The 16,038-nt window shown below is 71.0% G+C and carries 16 protein-coding genes; 10 read left to right on the top strand and 6 right to left on the bottom strand.

Going from position 1 to position 16,038, the window contains the following annotated elements:
* Positions 1–11: 11 nt before the first annotated feature.
* Positions 12–1,745, bottom strand: a complete 1,734-nt coding sequence (locus tag G510_RS0106965) for an ABC-F family ATP-binding cassette domain-containing protein (RefSeq protein WP_029153046.1) — start codon at positions 1,743–1,745, stop codon at positions 12–14.
* Between the two features lie 400 nt (positions 1,746–2,145).
* Between G510_RS0106965 and G510_RS18225 the strand changes: the two genes are divergently transcribed.
* Both G510_RS18225 and G510_RS15795 read left to right on the top strand, forming a co-directional pair.
* A complete protein-coding gene (locus G510_RS18225; protein ID WP_157560463.1) occupies positions 2,146–2,286 on the top strand; it encodes a hypothetical protein in 141 nt (46 codons plus the stop codon).
* Positions 2,287–2,333: 47 nt separating this feature from the next.
* Positions 2,334–2,717: a hypothetical protein gene (locus G510_RS15795; RefSeq protein ID WP_051216550.1), complete on the top strand. Its 384-nt coding sequence runs from the start codon at positions 2,334–2,336 to the stop codon at positions 2,715–2,717.
* 4 nt (positions 2,718–2,721) lie between these two features.
* Here G510_RS15795 and G510_RS0106950 read toward each other — a convergent pair whose 3' ends face one another.
* Positions 2,722–3,351: an alpha/beta hydrolase gene (locus G510_RS0106950; RefSeq protein WP_029153045.1), complete on the bottom strand. Its 630-nt coding sequence runs from the start codon at positions 3,349–3,351 to the stop codon at positions 2,722–2,724.
* Positions 3,352–3,468: 117 nt separating this feature from the next.
* On the opposite strand from G510_RS0106950, the gene G510_RS0106945 reads away from it, so the two are divergent.
* The 6 genes from G510_RS0106945 to G510_RS0106920 all read left to right on the top strand — a co-directional run bounded on the left by G510_RS0106945 (position 3,469) and on the right by G510_RS0106920 (position 8,747).
* Positions 3,469–4,068 (top strand): NUDIX hydrolase family protein, encoded by a 600-nt coding sequence (locus G510_RS0106945; RefSeq protein WP_029153044.1) that lies wholly within the window; start codon positions 3,469–3,471, stop codon positions 4,066–4,068.
* Positions 4,069–4,653, top strand: a complete 585-nt coding sequence (locus G510_RS17505) for an LppP/LprE family lipoprotein (protein WP_051216548.1) — start codon at positions 4,069–4,071, stop codon at positions 4,651–4,653.
* A gap of 42 nt (positions 4,654–4,695) precedes the next feature.
* Positions 4,696–5,844: a histidine kinase gene (locus G510_RS0106935; protein ID WP_029153043.1), complete on the top strand. Its 1,149-nt coding sequence runs from the start codon at positions 4,696–4,698 to the stop codon at positions 5,842–5,844.
* The gene (locus G510_RS0106930; protein WP_029153042.1) at positions 5,841–6,476 is read left to right on the top strand and encodes a response regulator transcription factor; all 636 of its coding nucleotides are present in this window, start codon (positions 5,841–5,843) and stop codon (positions 6,474–6,476) included. Before G510_RS0106935 ends, G510_RS0106930 begins: the two co-directional genes overlap by 4 nt.
* 118 nt (positions 6,477–6,594) lie before the next feature.
* Positions 6,595–7,359: an ABC transporter ATP-binding protein gene (locus tag G510_RS0106925; RefSeq protein ID WP_029153041.1), complete on the top strand. Its 765-nt coding sequence runs from the start codon at positions 6,595–6,597 to the stop codon at positions 7,357–7,359.
* On the top strand, positions 7,356–8,747 hold the full coding sequence (locus tag G510_RS0106920) for an ABC transporter permease (RefSeq protein WP_029153040.1): 1,392 nt from the start codon (positions 7,356–7,358) through the stop codon (positions 8,745–8,747). The genes G510_RS0106925 and G510_RS0106920 overlap by 4 nt, the downstream gene beginning before the upstream one ends.
* Before the next feature lie 5 nt (positions 8,748–8,752).
* Here G510_RS0106920 and G510_RS0106915 read toward each other — a convergent pair whose 3' ends face one another.
* Positions 8,753–9,649 (bottom strand): LysR substrate-binding domain-containing protein, encoded by an 897-nt coding sequence (locus G510_RS0106915; protein WP_036322300.1) that lies wholly within the window; start codon positions 9,647–9,649, stop codon positions 8,753–8,755.
* Between the two features lie 110 nt (positions 9,650–9,759).
* On the opposite strand from G510_RS0106915, the gene G510_RS15785 reads away from it, so the two are divergent.
* On the top strand, positions 9,760–13,206 hold the full coding sequence (locus tag G510_RS15785; protein WP_051216546.1) for a bifunctional proline dehydrogenase/L-glutamate gamma-semialdehyde dehydrogenase: 3,447 nt from the start codon (positions 9,760–9,762) through the stop codon (positions 13,204–13,206).
* A gap of 9 nt (positions 13,207–13,215) precedes the next feature.
* Here G510_RS15785 and G510_RS0106905 read toward each other — a convergent pair whose 3' ends face one another.
* A complete protein-coding gene (locus G510_RS0106905) occupies positions 13,216–14,256 on the bottom strand; it encodes a threonine aldolase family protein (RefSeq protein ID WP_029153038.1) in 1,041 nt (346 codons plus the stop codon).
* Positions 14,257–14,332: 76 nt separating this feature from the next.
* Here G510_RS0106905 and G510_RS15780 point away from each other — a divergent pair, with 76 nt between their 5' ends.
* The gene (locus tag G510_RS15780) at positions 14,333–14,869 is read left to right on the top strand and encodes a 2-phosphosulfolactate phosphatase (protein ID WP_051216544.1); all 537 of its coding nucleotides are present in this window, start codon (positions 14,333–14,335) and stop codon (positions 14,867–14,869) included.
* 129 nt (positions 14,870–14,998) lie between these two features.
* Here the strand turns inward: G510_RS15780 and G510_RS0106895 are convergent, their stop codons facing one another.
* Together G510_RS0106895 and G510_RS0106890 are read right to left on the bottom strand one after the other, a co-directional pair.
* Complete coding sequence (locus G510_RS0106895; RefSeq protein ID WP_029153037.1) at positions 14,999–15,487, bottom strand: SprT-like domain-containing protein; 489 nt, start codon at positions 15,485–15,487, stop codon at positions 14,999–15,001.
* Positions 15,488–15,515: 28 nt separating this feature from the next.
* Positions 15,516–16,031, bottom strand: coding sequence for an SH3 domain-containing protein (locus G510_RS0106890; protein WP_029153036.1), 516 nt, complete (start codon positions 16,029–16,031; stop codon positions 15,516–15,518).
* Between the last annotated feature and the right edge of the window lie 7 nt (positions 16,032–16,038).

Raw genomic sequence — 16,038 nt, 5'->3', positions numbered from 1 at the left:
GCGGCGGGGCATTATGCGAGCACCTCCGTGAGCTTTCCGTCGCGCAGCTCGAGGGTGAGGTCCGGCGCAAGATCCGTGAGGAACGGCCGATCGTGGCTCACCACCAGCACCGCGCCCCGATAGGCCGCGAGCGCCGCGCGCAGGTGCTGGGCCGTGTCGATGTCGAGGTTGTTGGTCGGCTCGTCGAGCACGAGCAGCTGGGGCGGCGGATCCGCCAGCAGCAGCCGCGCGATCGCGACGCGGAAGCGCTCGCCGCCGGACAGGGATCCGACCGGTCGGTGCACCGCATCGCCCCGGATCAGGAACCGGGCCAGCCGGTTGCGCAGCTCGCGATCGGGCATGTGCGGCGCCGCCCGCTGCACGATGTCGATCGCCGATGCCGCGTCGTCGAGCCCGTCGAGCCGCTGCGGCAGGAACGCGACCTGGTCGGTGTGCAGCTCCGACGCCTCCGCACACCGGCGCCAGGCCGGCAGGTCGTCGTCCGATGCATGAGTACGGCAGTTCGGGCCCGGATCTCCGTCATCTGGGGTGGGTTCCTGCGGATCGGGCTCGGATGCGCCGTACTTGTGCGTCGGGATGTCGAGCAGCGCCCGCAGCAAGGAGGTCTTGCCGGCGCCGTTCGGGCCGACGAGCGCGACGCGCTCGGGCCCCTGCACGATCCATTCGCGCTCGCCGTCGCCGAGGGTGAGGATCCGCCGGCCCGCCGCGACATGCGGATCCGGCAGGTCGAACACAATGGAGTCGTCGTTGCGCACGCGGCGATCGGCCGCGTCGAGGGCGGCGGCCGCGGATCCCTCCTTCTCCCGGGCCTCGATGCGCAGTCGGCCCGCCGACTCCTCCGCACGCCTCTTGTAGGCGTTCGCGACGATCGGGGGCAGCGTTTCGGCCTTCTTCTTCCCCGCGCGATTGCGCCGGGCGATCTTGGTCTCGAGCTCGATGCGCTGCCGCTTCTCCTTCGCCATCGCCTTCTTCGCGTCGGCGACGGCCTGCGCGGCGTTCTCCTGCTCGGCCTCGAGCGCCTCGCGCCACGCGGAGTACGGCCCTCCGAACGGTGTGAACACATGTTCATGCAATTCGGCGGTCTCGTCCATGAGCTCGAGCAGTTCGAGATCGTGCGAGACCACGACGAGCGCCCCGCGCCACGAGCGCACCATGTCGTGCACGCGGTGCCGCGCCTCGCGGTCGAGGTTGTTGGTCGGCTCGTCGAGCAGGGTGACGGGCGTTCCGGCGAGGCGGATCCCCGTGAGCGCGGCGAGCATCGCTTCGCCGCCCGAGAGCGCGCCCACCGTGCGGTCGAGCATGCGGGGCTCGAGGCCGGCCTCGGCCAGCGCGGCGACGGCGCGGGCCTCGACGTCCCAGTCGTCGCCGACCTCGTCGAAGCGCTGCGGCGACGCGTCGCCGTCGGCGATCGCCCGCACGGCGTCGAGCGCGCGGGCGACGCCGAGCAGTTCCGCCACGCGCATGCCGGTGTCGAGGGTGAGGTTCTGGGGGAGCAGAGCGACGCGATCGTTCACCGCAAGTCCGGCGGACCCGGGCGCGGCCGCGACCTCGCCGTCGTCGGTGAGGATGCGCCCGCTCGAGGGGGCGAGCAGGCCGGCGGCGAGCTTCAGCAGCGTCGATTTGCCGGATCCGTTGCGTCCGACGAGCCCGGTCCTGCCGGTGCTGAAGGTGCCGGACACGTTCTCGAGCGCGACCGATCCGTCGGGCCACGAGAACGAGACATGGTCAAAGGTCAGTGCGGGCATGGTGCCTCCGAAGTGTCGTGCCCGCGCCGAGCATCGCTCGCGCAGGGCCATAGCGGGATGGCGCGCATGATCGCGAGAGCGAAGAGCGATCGGCAGATCAGCGCGATGCGCTGAGGATGCCTCGAAGAATGAGGGAGGTCAGCGCGTGATTACGCGAAGATCCACACCAGTTCGTTCCGATCGTCGGGGACAGGACCGGTGAAACAGTACGCGCACCCGTCGGCCTCTGTCAACGCCGATGCACAACGACGGCAGTTCGGCGGTGGAACCGCGTGATATGCGTCCGTGCGGCTGGAGAAGGGCAGATGTGACGTCGTCGTGCATCCGCCTTGCGGGGGAGGAAGGAAAGTCCTCCTCTGGGTGGATGTGGCCGTCGCACCGGGTTCGTAGCGTGGGGGACATGAACATCGCAATCTTCCTCATGCTCCTCGCACCGGCGGTCGTCAGCTCGATCCTGTCGGCCGTGAACGCGCCGAAGATCAACGCCCAGTACCGCGCGCGTCGCGACGCCAAGCGCGCAGCACGAGGCGTCGCGGCCTGAGACCATGACCGATCCGAAGCGGAGCGGCTACACCCCCCAACTGGGGTGTGGGCATCGCCCTCGGGGTGGCACTGGGGGTCTCGTTCTCGGTGGCGCTCGACAACTGGGCGTTCTTGGCCCTCGGAGCCGGCCTCGCGGCCGCCTTCGCCATGGCGCTGGGGAGCTCGGGCGATGAACCCGAGGACGACAGCGACGGCTCGGACGAAGCTGCGCCCGATGATGACGCAGACGGCGATGCGTCGGGCGACGCCGCTGACGGCTCGGATAACCGAGCGTCCAGCAAAGACTCTGACGGTGCGGACGACACGTCCGGTGATGACGCAGATGGTGTGGACAGCGAAGAGTCCGGCGACGGCGGCGACGGGCTGGACGATGATGCGTCTGGTGATGATGCTGACGACGCGCCCGGCCCCGACGCCCCGCGCGACTGACCCGCTACGTCAGCTGCTTCTGCAGGAACCGCGCCACGTCGTCGATCTCCTGCGGTGACACGGCATGAGCGAGGCCGGGATAGACCCGCCCCACGAGGCTGCTGTGCGCGGGGAGCCACTCGGTCGTCTGCAGGATCGCGTCGGCCGGAATGACCTCGTCGGCGGACCCGCGGCCCCAGAACACCGGCGGCTGCGAGAGCATGAGCGCCTCGTCTCCGTCGAGGGATCCGCCTGCCGCGTACCCCGAGAGGTTCACCACGAAGTCGAACCGTTCGGGGGCGAGCCGCATCGCCTGCAGAGCGATCGCACCGCCCTGCGAGAAGCCGATGAGGCCGACGCGACCGGCGCCGGTGGTCTCGAGCCACTCGATGAACCGCGCCGCGCCGGCGGTGACGGCGGCCGGATCGCGCGACGAGAGCCCGTCGATCGAGTACCAGGAGTACCCGCTCATCGGGAACGGCGGCACGAGCGGCGCCCGCACGGCGGCGTAGGCGTAGGCGTCGGGCAGATGGTCGCGCAGCGAGAACAGGTCGCGTTCGTCTGCGCCGTAGCCGTGCAGGAACACGATGAGCGGTTTCTCGTCTGCGGATCCGGACCACAGGACGGCGTCGTTGTCGAGCGATGGCGTCTGCATGCATCCATCTTCTCGCGAACCACCGACACGCGAACCGCATGTCGCCTCGGCAGCGGAATCGACGACCCGACACCTGCGCGTCGCTCGAATGTCACCGGTTCCGAGTAGCGTGAGGCCATGGCGGTGCGCACACCTGATCCCGATCCCGACGATGTTCCGAGCGACCTCAGCGGTCTGAACGGCGTGCCCGGCGGATCCGCGAACCCCGCGTGGCTGAGCGACGTCGAGCTGGCCGAAGCGCGCCGGCGCCTGCCGATGCTCTATGTCGAGGCGGTTCCCGTGAGAACCGACGGATCCGGCCAGGTCACCGAGATCGGCATCCTGTTGCGCTCGACGAGCATCGGCGAGCTCACGCGCACGATCGTGTCGGGGCGCGTCCGGCACGGCGAGACGGTGCGCGATGCGCTGTACCGGCACCTCGAGAACGACCTCGGGCCGATGGCGTTCCCGCAGGTGCCGCCCCAGCCCACGCCGTTCACCGTCGCCGAATATCTTCCGATGCCGGGCATCACGCCGTACCACGACGACCGCCAGCACGCCGTATCGCTCGCGTTCGTCGTACCGGTCACCGGCACCTGCGATCCCCGGCAGGACGCGCTCGAGGTCACCTGGATGACGCCCGAGGAGGCCGCCTCAGACGCGCTCTCCGCAGAGATGGAGGGCGGTCGCGGAACGCTCATCCGTCAGGCCCTCGCGAGCGTGGGCGAGCTGAGATAGATGGCGCGGCGGATCCTCGCGGCGCTCGCCGCAGCATGCGCGCTCGTCGTCGCCGGATGCGCGTCGACGCCGCCGCCGGCGCCCCCGTTCCCGACGGCGGCAGCAGACGCGCCGACAGCCGCCGCGTCAGAGGCCCCGTCCGATGACCCTGCCCCGGCCTGCGCCGACACTGACGCCGAGCAGGCGCTCGCCGACGCGCTGCCGCAGATGCCTCCGCCCTTCCCTCCCGACGACGAAAACATGTCCGACGTGCAGTGGGACACCGAGCACGCCGATCTCGAGGGGTACGACCCGTGCGCCGAGCTGTCGTGGATCACGATCTCGGTCGTCGGAGCCACCGGCTCGTCTCCGTCGCAGGTGGCGCTGTTCCATGCCGGCGAGTTCGTGCAGGCCGCGACCGAGAAGAGCTACGGCTTCTGGCCGCAGGTCACGCGGCTGGCGCCCGACTCGCTCGAGGTCGTCTACTTCTGGCCGAAGCCCGGAGAAAGCAACGCCGAGCGCAGCGGAGAGTCGCCCATGCGCTTCACATGGGACGACGAGAGCGGATCCGTGCTCGTCAAGGGCGACCCGCCGAACTACCTCTGAAGACGGACGCGGCGCGGGCGATGACCGCATAGCGTAGAGCGCGTGTTCCGCTCCATCGGCAAGGTGCGCCTCGGCATCGACATCGCGATCGCGATCGTGTTCTTCGCCGTGTCCGCCCGATCCCAGTTCTACTTCACCGACAGCCCGGCGCTCGTCCCGCTGATCGCCGGAATCATGGCCGCGGCGCTCGCGGTCAGGCGGCTCTCGCCCGCGCTCTCGCTCGCGATCGCCTGGCTCGGCGCGATCGTGCAGATGGCGCTCCTCCTGGCCCCGCTGCCGTCGAACCTCGCGGTCCTCGGCGTGCTGTACGTGACGGCGGCATACGGATCCCGCCTCGTGCTGTGGCTGGGTGCGGCGTCGGTCGTCGTCGGTTCGGTCACGGTCGCGGGCTACCTCTTCATCATCGGCATCAGCACGACCAACGGCGGCCTCGCGACGGCGGCGACCGAGGCAAGCGTCACGACCATCGCCGTGCTGCTCGGCTTCGCCCTCGCGTGGACGGCCGGCGCCCTCGTGCGCACGATGTTCCGCGCCCGCGAGATCCAGGACGCGAAGCGAATCGCCGACGCGGTCGCGCAGGCCGAGCAAGAACGGGCGCGCATCGCCCGCGACATGCACGACGTCGTCGCGCACTCCCTCGCGGTCGTCGTCGCGCAGGCGAACGGCGCGCGCTACGCGGGCAGGGCGGATCCGCAGATTGCCCTCGACACGCTCGGCACGATCAGTCAGACGGCCGGATCCGCGCTCGCCGACGTGCGCGTGCTGCTTGCGCAGCTGCGCCACCGCGAGGCCGAGGGGCCGCAGCCGACGATCGCCGACATCGACACGCTGTTCGCGCAGATCCGCCGGGCGGGCATGGATCTCACCGTCGACATCGACCCGGCGCCGCTCGGGGATGTCCCGGCGGCGGTGCAGCTCGCGGTGTACCGGATCCTGCAGGAGGCGCTCACGAACGGGCTCCGCCACGGCGACGGCGAGCCGGTCGCGGTGTCGCTCGCGTGGTTTCCCGGATCCGTGCGGCTGGCCGTGTCGAATCCCGTCGGGGGATCGGCGCGGCAGCCCGTTTCCGACCAGGGACACGGCATCATCGGCATGCGGGAACGCGCGTCGCTGGTGGGCGGATCCCTCGACATCGATCATTCGGCCGATCGCTTCACGGTGCGCGCCGAGATTCCCTGGGAGGCACGATGATCCGCGTCGCACTCGTCGACGATCAGGCGCTGTTCCGCGGTGGCATCCGCATGCTCATCGACTCGCAGCCCGACCTGGAGGTCGCGGGAGAGGCCGGCAACGGGCAGGAGGCGGTCGCGATGGTCGCGCGCACGCAGCCCGACATCGTGCTCATGGACATCCGCATGCCGGTGATGGACGGCATCGCCGCCACCGCCGAGATCCTCCTGATGTCGCAGCCGCCGAAGGTCGTCATGCTCACGACGTTCGACCTCGACGAGGCGGCGGCGCGGGCGATCCGGGGCGGCGCGAGCGGGTTCCTGCTGAAGGACGCCGGCCCCGAGTTCCTGCTCGCGGCGATCCGCGGCGTTCACGCCGGATCGAGCGTGATCGCCGCGAGCCAGACCCGCGACCTGTTCGCCGAGTACGCCCAGTCGAAGGCGCCGCCGGCGGAGTACGAACACCTGACTGCGCGCGAGCGCGAGATCTTCGCCCTCGCCGCGCGCGGGCTCAGCAACGGCGAGATCGCGGCCGGTGAATTCCTCAGCGAGGCGACGGTGAAGACCCACATCAGCCGAATCCTCACGAAACTCGGGCTGCGCGACCGGGTGCAGCTCGTCGTTTTCGCCTACGACCACGGCCTCGCCGGCTGACCGCCCGGTTCTGCTGGAACCTCCAACAGAACCGGGCCCGAACGTCATCCTCGCGGTGTACGCAGATCAACCCGCGGCCCGATGACGCAGGATACGGCCGGAAAATAGCGTCGTAGGTATGGAGATCACCACATCGGACCTGGGCCTCGCCGCCCGCGTCACCCACCTCACCAAGAGCTTCGGCACCGGAGCCGGAACCGTCACCGCGCTCGACGACATCAGCGTCGGAATCCGCCGTGGCGAGTTCACCGCCATCATGGGTCCCTCGGGCTCGGGCAAGTCGACGCTCATGCACATCATGGCCGGGCTCGACGCCCCGACCAGCGGCACGGCCTGGATCGGCGACACCGACATCACGGCCCTGAACGATCGCGACCTCACGCTGCTGCGCCGCCGCAAGGCCGGCTTCATCTTCCAGGCCTTCAACCTCGTGCCGACCCTCGACGTCAAGGCGAACATCCTGCTGCCCTTCGACCTCGATGGGCGAAAGCCCACCACACCTGAGCAGCACCGCATCCAGGATCTCGTCTACGATCTCGGTCTCGAGAAGCGGCTCACCCACCGCCCGCACGAGCTGTCGGGCGGCCAGCAGCAGCGCGTCGCGATCGCGCGCGCCCTCGCCACCGAGCCGGATCTCGTCTTCGCCGACGAACCGACCGGCAACCTCGACTCCCGCACGGGCCGCGAAGTGCTGCGGATCCTGCAGGGCGCGAGCGCGAACGGCCAGAGCATCGCGATGGTCACGCACGACCCGATCGCGGCGAGCTTCGCCGACCGCGTGCTGTTCCTCGGCGACGGCCGGATCGTCGCCGACAAGCCGCGCCAGACGCCCGAGGAGATCTCGGCGCACATGCTGCGCACGGAACAGGAGATGGCGGCATGAGCTTCCTGCGCGAACGCGGCATGGGCGCGAGCATCCTCGTCGCGGCCCTGTCGTCGTCCTTCGGCGTGACCCTGCTCGCGACCACCAAATACCTCGGCTTCCTCGCGGGGGAGACCCTCGGCGAGACCGGCACGGTCACACTGATGGTCGGCATCCTCAGCGTCATCTTCATCGTCATCGCGATGTACGTCGGCGCGATCGTCACGGCCAACACGTTCTCGACGATCGTCGCGGGCCGCACGCGCCAGATCGCGCTCCTGCGGCTCATCGGATCCACCGCGCGCGCCGAGCGACGGAAGGTCGCGGGGCAGGGGCTGGTCGTCGGGCTCATCGGATCCGCGATCGGCCTCGCGATCGGCATCGTCATCGCGCTCGCCGGCACGTCGATCGCGGGCCGGATCCTCGACGCGCCCGCCCCGGACGACACGTTCTCGGCATGGATGGCGCTGCCGTCGATCGCCGTCATCATCACCACGTGGCTCGCGGCGTGGGGCGGATCCCGGCGCGTGCTGAGCGTCACGCCGCTCGCCGCGCTCGGCGGATCCGTCGTGCGATCGCAGGACGAGGCCCGCGGCGGGCGCGCGAAGAACGGGTTCGCGATCGTCATCGGCCTGCTCGGCGTGCTGCTGCTGATCGGCGGCCTGATTCTGGGGCTGCTGACGCCGGCCGCGGTCGTCGTGTCGTTCGTCGGCGGTCTGCTGTCGTTCACCGCGCTGGTGATGGGATCCGCGGCCGTCATGCCGCCCGTGCTGCGGCTCGTGGGGCGGGCGTTCGGCGGATCCGCGACGAGCCGGTTGGCCGCAGAGAACGCGCTGCGGTACCCCGAGCGATCGAGCCGCATGTCGATCGGCGTCGTCGTCGGCGTCACCCTCGTGGTGATGTTCGCCGTCGCGACCGAGACGTTCGAGCAGGTGCTGCTGCAGGGGGTGCCGGCCGAAGAAGCCGACGCGAGCGGGATCAGTGCCTTCCTCGACCTCTTCTCCGGGGTCATGATGGGGCTCGTCGGGTTCTCCGCGATCATCGCTGCGGTCGGGCTCGTGAACCTCTTGACGATCGGCGTCGTGCAGCGCCGCACCGAGCTGGGGCTGCTGCGCGCGCTGGGCCTGTCGAGCGGACAGATCCGCGTGATGGTGCTGCTCGAGGCGGCCCACATCACGATCGCGTCGACGCTGCTCGGCCTGGTGCTCGGCGTCGCCTACGGCTGGATCGGCGCGCAGTCGACGATCGGGTACTACCCGGACGGCGGGCTGCTCGTCGCACCGGCGATTCCGTGGGTGCCGGTGGCCATCGTGATCGGGGCCATGGCGCTGCTCACGCTGGTGGCAGCGGTCACCCCGACGCGCCTCGCCACCCGCATCTCGCCGGTGGAGGCCCTCGCGGCCGCGTAGCCCGATCAGCGCCGCCCCGCCGCCTCGCCGAACGCCCTCCCCAGCGCCTCGCGCACCGCGCGCACCCCGACCGACGCCGCGGACGACTCGCGCGCCGAGGTGAACAGCTCCCGCGTCGGGGATCCGGGCAGGTCGATCAGGCGCACGGGGGTCGCGTCTCCCGAGAGCAGCTGCTCCGGCAGCAGCCCGACCGCGTGCCCCGCCGAGATCAGGCGCACCTGCGCCAGCAGGTCGGCCGCCTCGAAGCGAACGTCGGGCTCGAATCCCGCGGCCCGGCACTGCTGCACCGACCAGGTGCGCACGGCGGTGCCGACCGGCTCCATGATCCAGGCCTCGCCGCGGGCATCGCCCACCGACTGCACGGGCGACTCCGGTGCTGCCGCGAGACGGATCGGGTCGTGTCCGAGCGTCACCCGGTCGAGCCCCGCGCGCAGCTCGCGCGTGTGACCCGGGTACTGCTCGGCGATCACGAGGTCGAACTCGCGCGCCTCCGCCTCGAACAATCCCTCCTCGGGCGGAACGACCGACACCTCGACCCGCATGCCGGGATGCGACTCGGCGAGCATCGTCAGCGCGCGGGGGAGCAGCGCCCGCGCCGAGGTCTGCAGCGCCGCGATGCGCACGGGCGCCGGGGTGCCGACCTCGAGCGACGCGCGGGTGCGCTCCTCGAGGGCGAGCAGTTCCGAGGCGTGCACGGCCAGCCGTTCGCCCTGCGGCGTCAGCCGAACCCGGCGTCCGTCCGCCCGCAGGAGCGGGGCGCCGACCTCCCGCTCGAGCTGCGCGAGCTGCTGCGACACCGTCGACGACGCGTAGTTCAGGGCCTCGGCGACAGCCGAGATCGTGCCGCGCAGCTGCAGTTCGCGCAGCAGCATCAACCGGTGCGAGCTCCAGACGGCGGTCATGATGCGAGCGTAGCGATTATTCGAGAACTTCGAATGAATCCCTTCGAAACTGTGAGCTTTACGCGACAGATTACGAGGAGCACGATGGTGATACGGCAAGGAGGCTCACTATGAACACCGTCAAGGATATCGACATCGCCCTCGCGGATCAGGCGATCGCGCAGGTGCGCACGTGGCTCGAACAGGCGCGCGACGAGAAGGTCGACGCAGCCGGGCGCAACCTCGCCGGCGTGCTCAGCGACCCCAAGGGTCTCGATTTCGCCACCGGATTCGTCGACGGCGTCGTGCGTCCGGAGGATCTCCGCGTCGCCGCCCGCAACTTCCGCGCGGTCGCCCGCGACGTCCCGTCCTTCTTGCCGGCGTACCTGCGCGCGCTGGTCCGTCTCGGCGGATCCGTCGCGGCGCTCGTCCCGCCGATCGTCGTTCCCATCGCGCGCCGCGTGCTGCGCCAGATGGTGCGCCATCTGATCGTCGACGCGAGCGACCGTCGCCTCGGCCCGGCCCTGGCACGCATCGGCGGCCCGGGCACGCGTCTCAACGTCAACCTGCTCGGCGAGGCGATCCTCGGCCAGCGCGAGGCCGACCGCCGCGTCGCCGGCACGATCCGTCTCATCGAGCGCTCAGACGTCGACTACATCTCGATCAAGGTCTCCTCGACCGTCGCCCCGCACAGCCAGTGGGCGCACGACCAGGCGGTGTCGGAGGCGGTCGACGCCCTCGTGCCGGTGTACCGCGCGGCGGTCGCGAACGACACGTTCCTGAACCTCGATATGGAGGAGTACAAGGACCTCGACGTCACGCTCGACGTGTTCCAGCGCATCCTCGACCGCGAGGAGTTCCAGTCGGTCCGCGCGGGCATCGTGCTGCAGGCGTACCTGCCCGACTGCCTCGCGGCGATGGTGCGCCTCCAGGAGTGGGCGGCCGAGCGCGTCGCGTCCGGCGGATCCCCCGTGAAGGTGCGCATCGTCAAGGGCGCGAACCTGCCGATGGAGGAAGTCGACGCCGACACGCACGGCTGGCCGCTCGCGACCTGGCCGTCGAAGCAGCACACCGACGCGGGCTACAAGCAGGTGCTCGAGTACGCGCTGCACCCCGACCGCATCCGGAACGTGCACCTCGGCATCGCGGGCCACAACCTCTTCGACGTCGCCCTCGCGAAGCTGCTCGCCGAGACGCGCGGCATCACCGAGGGCATCGAGTTCGAGATGCTGCTCGGCATGGCGACACAGCAGGCGGCCGTCGTGCGCCGCGACGTCGGCGAGCTGCTGCTGTACACGCCCGTCGTGCACCCGCAGGAGTTCGACGTGGCGATCGCGTACCTGATCCGCCGCCTCGAGGAGGGCGCGAGCCCCGAGAACTTCATGTCGGCCGTGTTCGATCTCGACAGCGACGAGCGCCTGTTCCAGCGCGAGAAGGCGCGGTTCCTCGCGTCGATCGACATGATCCCGGGAGACATCCCCGAGCCGAACCGCACGATGGACCGTCGCGAGAGCCAGCCCCCGTACGAAGAGGGGCCGCGCGGCGCGACCGGATCCGCGTTCCGCAACACCCCCGACACGGATCCGTCCCTCGAAGCGAACCGCGAATGGGCGGCGGGGATCCGCGCGCGCATGCAGCACTCGCGCCTCGGCATCGACACGATCGAGGCCGCCGAGATCGACTCGCCCGAGGCGCTCGATGACGCGATCTCAGGGGCCGTCGACGCGGGCTGGCGCGACCTTCCGCTCGCGGAGCGCGTGGCGATCCTGCACCGCGCGGGCGACATCCTGCAGCGTCGCCGCGGCGATCTCCTCGAGGTGATGGGATCCGAGTGTGGCAAGGTGATCGAGCAGGGCGATCCCGAGGTGAGCGAGGCGATCGACTTCGCGCACTACTACGCGCTGAGCGCCGAGCGGCTCGAGGAGGTCGACGGCGCGAGCTTCACGCCCGCGCGCGTGACGGCCGTGATCCCGCCCTGGAACTTCCCCGCCGCGATCCCCGCGGGCGGTGTGCTCGCCGCGCTCGCCGCGGGATCCTCCGTGATCTTCAAGCCGGCCCGCCAGGCCTCGCGAACGGGCGCCGTCATCGCGGAATCGCTCTGGGAAGCGGGCGTGCCGCGCGAGGCGCTGCGGCTCGTGCGCATCAGCGGCGAGCTCGGATCCCGGCTGCTGTCGGATCCGCGCGTCGAGCGCGCGATCCTCACGGGCGCGTACGAGACGGCCGAGCTGTTCCGCTCGTTCCGCCGCGACCTGCCGCTGCTCGCCGAGACGAGCGGGAAGAACGCGATCATCGTCACGCCGAGCGCCGATTTCGACCTCGCCGCGAAGGACATCGCGTACTCGGCCTTCGGCCACGCCGGCCAGAAGTGCTCGGCGGCGTCGCTGATCGTCGTCGTCGGATCCGTCGCCACGAGCGAGCGCTTCCGCCGTCAGCTGCTCGACGCGATCGACGGCTACGAGGTCGGCTACCCCTGGCAGGAGGGCGCGCAGATCGGACCGGTCATCGCGCCGGCCGAGGGCAAGCTGCTGCGCGGCCTGACGACCCTCGAACAGGGGCAGCGCTGGCTGATCGAGCCGCGGCGCCAGGACGACTCGGGCGCGCTCTGGTCGCCCGGCATCCGCGTGGGCGTCGAGCCCGGCAGCGAGTTCCACCTGACCGAGTACTTCGGCCCCGTCGCCGGCATCATCGAGGCCGCGACGCTCGAGGACGCGATCGAGATCGTGAACGAGGTCGAGTACGGGCTGACGAGCGGGCTGCACTCGCTCGATCCCGACGAGATCCAGACCTGGCTCGGATCCATCCAGGCCGGAAACGCCTACATCAACCGCGTGATCACGGGCGCGATCGTCGAGCGCCAGTCGTTCGGCGGATGGAAGAAGTCGGCCGTCGGCCCCGGCACGAAGGCGGGCGGCCCGAGCTACCTGTACGCGCTCGGCGACTGGGCCGACGCGCCCGGCTCGGCGGGCGAACGCGCAGATGCCGCGTCGCGGCGCGCGGCCAAGGCCGTGGATCCGGAGGACAGGGAGCGCCTCGAGGCGGCCCTCGCGACCGACATCGCGGCGTTCGAGGCCGAGTTCGGCGCGTCGCGCGATGTGCAGGGCCTGTCGCTCGAGCAGAACGTGCTGCGGTACGTGCCGACGGCCGTCACGGTGCGCTTCGAGGGATCCCGCACGGTCGAGCTCGTGCGCGTGATCGCCGCCGGTGCCCGCATCGGAGCGCCCATCGAGGTGTCGAGCCTCGAGCGCCTGCCCGAGCCGGTGCGCGCGTACCTGGCCGACGTCGGTGCGGTGCACCGCGTCGAGGACGCCGAGGCGTGGTCGCGCCGCGCGGCGGGGTTCGTGAGCACGGGCGGGCGGATCCGTCTGGTCGACGCGTCGGCGGATCCGATTCTTGAGGCGACCGATGGGTCCCCGAACGTCGCGCTGTACGCGGCGCCCGTCACGACGGCGGGCCGCGTCGAGATGCTGCCGTTCGTGCGCGAGCAGGCCGTGTCGATCACGGCGCACCGCTTCGGCAACCCGCGCCGCTACGAGGTGCCGGTGGTGACGGGAGGCGCGTCGGACCTCGTCGCGCAGTGATCGAGGCGGTCAGCCCCGACAGTACCTCGAGACGAGGCCGGTGAAGCGGTCGACGTCGGCGGCGGTCGAGTCCCACGAGGTGAGCCAGCGCACCTCGCCGGTCGCGGCGTTCCAGTCGTAGAACGGCACGTGCGCGCGCACCTTGTCGGCGACGCCCTCGGGCAGGATCGCGAACACGCCGTTGACGTCGGTCGCCTGCGTGAACCGCACGCCGGGGAGCCCCTCGACGCCCTTGCGCAGTCGGGCGGCCATGGCGTTGGCCTGGGCCGCGGCGCGGATCCAGAGGTCGTCGTCGAGCAGCGCGAGCAGCTGCGCTGAGACGAAGCGCATCTTGCTCGCGAGCTGCATCGTGTTCTTGCGCAGGAAGTCGATCCCGGTCACGGCGTCGGGGTTGAGGACGACGACGGCCTCCGCGCCGATCGCGCCGATCTTGGTGCCGCCGAAGCTCAGCACGTCGACGCCGCGCAGCATGTCGGCGAGGGGCACATCCAGCGCGGCGGCCGCGTTCGCGATGCGGGCGCCGTCGACGTGCACCGCGAGGCCGAGCTCATGGGCGGCGTCGGTGACCGCGCGGATCTCCTCGACCGAGTACAGCGTGCCGAGCTCGGTCGACTGCGTGATCGAGACCGCCTGCGGCACGATGGTGTGCACTCCGCGGGATCCGGCGTGCGCGCGGACCAGCTCGGGCGTGAGCTTCGCGTCGTCGGTCGGCACCGGGATGATCTTGAACCCGCCGACCTTCTCGGGCGCCCCGCCCTCGTCGGTGTTGACGTGCGCGATCGCGGGGGCGATGACTCCGCCCCACCGGGTCAGCAGGCTCTGCAGGGCGACGACGTTCGCGCCCGTGCCGCCCCAGACCGGATACACCTCGGCCTGTTCGCCCAGCATCTCCCGGAAGCGCGCGCGGAGGGCGGCGGTGTACGGATCCTCGCCGTACGCTGGAGCGTGGCCCCCGTTGGCCGCTGCCAGCGCCGCGAGCACCTCGGGGTGGGTTCCGGCATAGTTGTCCGACGCGAATCCGCGCCACTCGGTGTCATGCAGCTGTTCCACACCCCCAGGCTATGCCCGGGAGGCGGAGTGTGACGGCCGAGGTGCGGCCGGGGGCGAGCAGTCGTAGCCTGGAGGCATGACGGATCCGCGCTCTCAGTCCACGTACCAGGTCCGCCTCGGATGGGGCGAAAACGCCCTCACGGGGCTCGCGAAGGCCGGAATCGTGGTCGTGATCGACGTGCTCGGGTCCTCCGACGAACTCGCAGCCGATGCCGCGGCGCTGCCGCACGGGCCGACCGTCTTCCTCGGCAGCCTGCGCAACGCGTCGGCGACGGCGCAGGCGGTGTACGACGAGCAGATCGCCTGCGGCGGTCGCACCGCGATCAACCTCGTGCTGGCCGGCGACGACGGCGCGTTCGCGGTGGAGGACTACCTCGCGGCCGGCGCCATCGGCGATGGTCTCTCGGCCCGCGGCCTCGACCACTCGGCCCCCGACGTCGCCGTGGCGACGGAGGGTTTCCGCCCGCTGACCCGGGCCCTCAAGCACCTGCTCTCGGCCAGCGCCTCGGGCCTCGCGCTCGCCGAGGAGGGCCGCCGCGACGACATCAAGGCCGCGGCCGCGCTCGACGCCGATCCGGACCCGATCCGCGTCGACACCGCACCCGAGGGCTGAGCCCCGCCGCATAACTACGGCAGGCCGACGCCGCACCCGCGGCAACCGCAGCCGCCGGCGCGGCCCACGCCCCAACGTGCCGTAGTTGTGCGCGCGGCCGCGCCGCCCGCGGCGACCGCAGCCCCCGGATCAGCGCGGCGTCTGTGCGGCGAGCCGGTCGGCGCGGGTGATCTCCCGCCGCCGCCAGGCGAACACGAAGCGCCGGTCGAAGCCGCCCGCGCACTTCACACACGACGAGGGCCGGGACGGGCGCCGGTGGCGGTACACGATGTGCCCGTTCGGGCAGGTGCCGACCCAGGGGGCGAGCTCGTTCGCGGTCTCGAGGTTGTGGGTGGCGTTGCCGACGTAGCCGAGCTCGCGCGCGATGCGCTTCCACGCCGGTCCGTGCCCCGCGGCAGGCCCCGCCAGCGCGTGGGCGACCTCGTGCAGCAGTGTCTGGTGCACGTCGTCGTCGCTGAACCTGGCGGCGAGGTATTTCGACACCGAGATGCGCTGCGCCGTGAAGTTGCACAGCCCGGCACGCCGCTTGGCGTTGTCGAACGCGAACGTCCACGACGGATCGAGATGCATGCGGATGAGCGCGTTCGCCCACACCGTCACCCGCGTCAGATCTGCCATGCCCCCACCGTAGGAGCAACCCCCGACATCAGAACCTCGAGCGTCGTCGCTCGGCCGCCTCGATGTAGGTCATGACCTGCTCGAGCTGTTCGTCGTCGGCGCCGAGCTCCTGCCGCAGGAACAGCTCGCGCTTGAAGTCGGACCGCGCCCCGGAGTAGTCGCCCGCGTCGTAACGGGTCTTGCCGCGGTGCGAGTGCGCGAGCGCGCTGATGCGCTGCCAGCCCTGCCCCTCGGCCTCCTCGATGCACGACGACAGCTCGCCCTCGGCGCGCGAGAACGCCCCGAGCTGCTGGTTGACCGAGGCGTGCAGGATCCGCGCGTGCAGCAGATCCTTGCGGGTGCCCGACATGCGCGCGAGGCGCACGGCGTGCTCGGCGACGCGCTTCGACTCGTCGACGTCGCCGAGAACCTTCAGCAGCCAGACGAGTTCGAGCTGGGCCGGGAAGCTGCGCTGCGGGCGCACCTCCTCGAGCCGTTCTTGCACGCCGGCGCGGTCGACGATCTCCTGCAGGGTGTCCGAGTCGTATCCCTGAATGAAGCCCACGCCGAAC

It is taken from the genome of Microbacterium gubbeenense DSM 15944 (assembly GCF_000422745.1).
Lineage (GTDB): Bacteria > Actinomycetota > Actinomycetes > Actinomycetales > Microbacteriaceae > Microbacterium > Microbacterium gubbeenense.
Note: the sequence above shows the minus strand (reverse complement) of the source record. Positions and strands in the feature narration are given on the sequence as shown.

Coding starts and splice junctions, on each gene's coding strand:
- G510_RS0106930 (WP_029153042.1), top strand. CDS start 5,841: ATGATCCGCGTCGCACTCGTCGACGATCAGGCGCTGTTCCGCGGTGGC.
- G510_RS0106920 (WP_029153040.1), top strand. CDS start 7,356: ATGAGCTTCCTGCGCGAACGCGGCATGGGCGCGAGCATCCTCGTCGCG.
- G510_RS0106895 (WP_029153037.1), bottom strand. CDS start 15,487: ATGGCAGATCTGACGCGGGTGACGGTGTGGGCGAACGCGCTCATCCGC.
- G510_RS0106925 (WP_029153041.1), top strand. CDS start 6,595: ATGGAGATCACCACATCGGACCTGGGCCTCGCCGCCCGCGTCACCCAC.
- G510_RS15780 (WP_051216544.1), top strand. CDS start 14,333: ATGACGGATCCGCGCTCTCAGTCCACGTACCAGGTCCGCCTCGGATGG.
- G510_RS0106950 (WP_029153045.1), bottom strand. CDS start 3,351: ATGCAGACGCCATCGCTCGACAACGACGCCGTCCTGTGGTCCGGATCC.
- G510_RS15785 (WP_051216546.1), top strand. CDS start 9,760: ATGAACACCGTCAAGGATATCGACATCGCCCTCGCGGATCAGGCGATC.
- G510_RS0106965 (WP_029153046.1), bottom strand. CDS start 1,745: ATGCCCGCACTGACCTTTGACCATGTCTCGTTCTCGTGGCCCGACGGA.
- G510_RS18225 (WP_157560463.1), top strand. CDS start 2,146: ATGAACATCGCAATCTTCCTCATGCTCCTCGCACCGGCGGTCGTCAGC.
- G510_RS0106945 (WP_029153044.1), top strand. CDS start 3,469: ATGGCGGTGCGCACACCTGATCCCGATCCCGACGATGTTCCGAGCGAC.
- G510_RS17505 (WP_051216548.1), top strand. CDS start 4,069: ATGGCGCGGCGGATCCTCGCGGCGCTCGCCGCAGCATGCGCGCTCGTC.
- G510_RS0106915 (WP_036322300.1), bottom strand. CDS start 9,649: ATGACCGCCGTCTGGAGCTCGCACCGGTTGATGCTGCTGCGCGAACTG.